Source organism: Lonsdalea britannica, from assembly GCF_946477055.1.
In the GTDB taxonomy this organism is placed as follows: domain Bacteria; phylum Pseudomonadota; class Gammaproteobacteria; order Enterobacterales; family Enterobacteriaceae; genus Lonsdalea; species Lonsdalea britannica_A.
The window spans coordinates 1-2,833 of record NZ_CAMKXG010000359.1; the positions used below are offsets into that span (position 1 = coordinate 1).

1 protein-coding gene is annotated in these 2,833 nt (G+C 64.3%); it reads left to right on the forward strand.

The genetic code is table 11. The features are described 5' to 3' along the window. Positions 1 to 32 precede the first annotated feature (32 nt). Positions 33 to 2,833 (forward strand): amino acid adenylation domain-containing protein (locus Q7O77_RS16620; protein ID WP_304169833.1); only part of this gene is annotated, 2,801 nt, incomplete at its 3' end.

Genomic DNA, 2,833 nt, shown 5'->3' on the forward strand with positions numbered 1-2,833 from the left:
CTCTCGTCGCGCCTGAACTACAGGCGAACTATCTGGAACTGCCGCTCGTCGCGGCCCAGCCGGGGATCTGGATGGCGGACAGCATCGCCAGCCAGAGAAACGTCTTTACCGTGGCGCATGCCATCGAACTCAACGGCCCGTTGGATCGCGACGATCTGGAAACGGCGATCCGGCAAGGGCTGGCCGAAGCGGATACGATCCATGCCCGCTTCACGCTAAATGAAGACGGCGAGCCCCGGCAGCGCGTGCCGAGCCGTGTGACGCCGAGCGACGTGCTGGCGGTCGAGTGGCGAGATCTGAGTCAGCAGCCGGACGCCGAAAACGCGGCCTATGCGCTGATGCAGGCGGACTTGGCGAAAGCACTGCCCGCCGATGGCGAATCGCCGCTGTACCGACAGTGTGTGATGCGCGTATCGGCAGAACCGGCGCGCTGGCTGTGGTATCAGCGTTTTCACCATCTGCTGCTGGATGGCTTCAGCTTTGACGCGCTCACTCGTCGCATAGTGGAGATTTACAACGCGCTACGGGCCGGGAAAGCGGCGGCCCCTTCGCCGTTCACGTCGTTCAGCGAGGTGGTCGACGAGTATCTGACCTGGCAGTCTTCTCCCGCCTGTGAGCGCGCCGCCGAATTCTGGCGTACGCATGCAGCCGATCTGCCGACGCCGATCTCTTTAGCCACCGAAGAGGACCTTCACCACTCAGAAACGGTGCGGACCTGGCATCATCAGCTCTCATTCCCGGCCGCGCCGTTTGCCGCGCTAGCCGCCCATCCCGAACTGGGTCAGGCTCAACCGGCGGAAATCGCGATGGCTGCGCTGGCCGTCTACCTGTTTCGCATGAGCGGCGAGCCGCGGCTGTCGATAGGTTTCCCGTTTATGCGCCGCATGGGGTCGGCGGCGCTGTCCGCCGTCGGGCCGGTCGTCAACGTCCTTCCGCTACAGCTCACGCTCTCGCCTGACATGACGCTGACGGACGTCACCCGCGCGTTGCTGGCGGAGATCAAAACCGTCCGCCGTCATCAGCGCTATGAAGCCGAACAGCTGCGGCGCGATCTGGGACGAGTCGGCGATCAGGCCGGGCTGTACGGACCGGTCTTCAACTACAAGGTGTACAACGCGGGACTGACGCTGGACGGCACGCCCGCCATCACCCACGTGCTGGCGATGGGGCCGGTGGACGACCTCGAGTTTGAAATCGGTATAGACGGCGACCGCCTGCAGCTCGGTCTGGTGGCAAATCCCGTCCGATACGATCGCCAGACGCTGACCGCGCACGGCGAGCGGCTGCACCACCTGTTGACGCAGCTGGCGGAACAGCCCGCGCGGCGTATCGGCGATCTGTCGTTGCTGAGCCTCAAAGAGCAGCAGCTGATTGACGTCTGGAGCCGGGGACCGCAGCTGGCGATGCCGGACGACGTCACCTCGGTCATCGACCTGCTGGTGCGTCAGGCGATTCGGCAGCCAGATGCGGTCGCGGTCGCTAGCGAGCGCGAACAGGTTGTTTACGCGACGCTGTCCGCGCGGGTCATGCAGCTGGCGCGCGTTCTGATGGCGCGCGGGGTGGGGGCGGATGACGTCGTCGCCATTGCCGTGCCTCGCTCGGTGGACAGCGTGGTGGCGATTCTGGCGGTGTTGGCCAGCGGCGCGGCGTATCTGCCGCTGGATCTGGACTATCCGCGCGAGCGACTGACGCTGATGTGCGACGATGCCCGACCGGCGCTGTTACTGACCTGGCGTGACCGGCTTGATCAGATGCCGGACTTGCCGGACACCCTATGTCTGGACGATGACGCGCTGCGAGCGGAGTGTCACAGCGCCTCTGCGACACCTATCAGCGATGCCGAACGTGCGCAGCCGCTGTGCGGCGATCATCTGGCTTACATCATCTATACCTCCGGTTCGACCGGTCGTCCGAAAGGCGTCATGAGCACGCATCGCGGCCTGCTGAACCTGTTAATGTCTCATCAGCATTTCCTGTTTGGTCCGGCGATGCTGCGTTTTCAGGCGCATCACGGCAGACGGCTGCGCGCCGGTCATACCGCATCCTTCTCGTTCGACTCCTCATGGGAACCGCTGTTTTGCATGTTGATGGGCAGCGAGCTCTATATTTTCGATGAAGATTTACGTCGAGACGCGTGGGGGCTGGTGCAGCAGATGAATCAGGTGCCGGTGGATTTGCTGGATATCACGCCGTCGTTCTTTTCTCAACTGATCGACGCCGGTCTGCTGGAGGAGGGACAGCACCAGCCCGCCTTCATCATGATCGGCGGCGAGGCGGCCACGCCGCGCCTATGGCAGCGGATGCAACGCCAGAACGCCATCGAAATCCATAACTACTACGGCCCGTCGGAGTACACCATCGATACGCTGGGAGCCAGCGTGCAGGCGGCGGACCAGCCCGTGATTGGACGGCCGGTCGCCAATACGCACGTCTGGCTGCTGGATGCCCGTTTGCAGCCGGTACCGGTCGGCGTGCCCGGCGAACTGTATATTTCTGGTCCGGGCATCGCGCGCGGCTACCTGCGCCGTCCGGATCTGACGGCGGCCCGTTTTGTCGCCAACCCCTTTGCGCCGGGCGAGGTGATGTACCGCACCGGAGATGTGCTGCGCTGGCGTCCCGACGGCCAGCTGGCGTTCATCGGACGCGTCGATCATCAGATCAAAGTGCGCGGTTTCCGCGTGGAGCTGGGCGAAATCGAAAGCGCGCTGGCGGAATTGCCGGAAGTGAGCACGGCGGTCGTGATTGCCGAGCCCATGGGCGCGACGCATCGGCTGATCGGCTACTGTTCGGTGCCGGATGAGGCGCTGCGCGCGCAGCCGGATCTCTCCGCCCG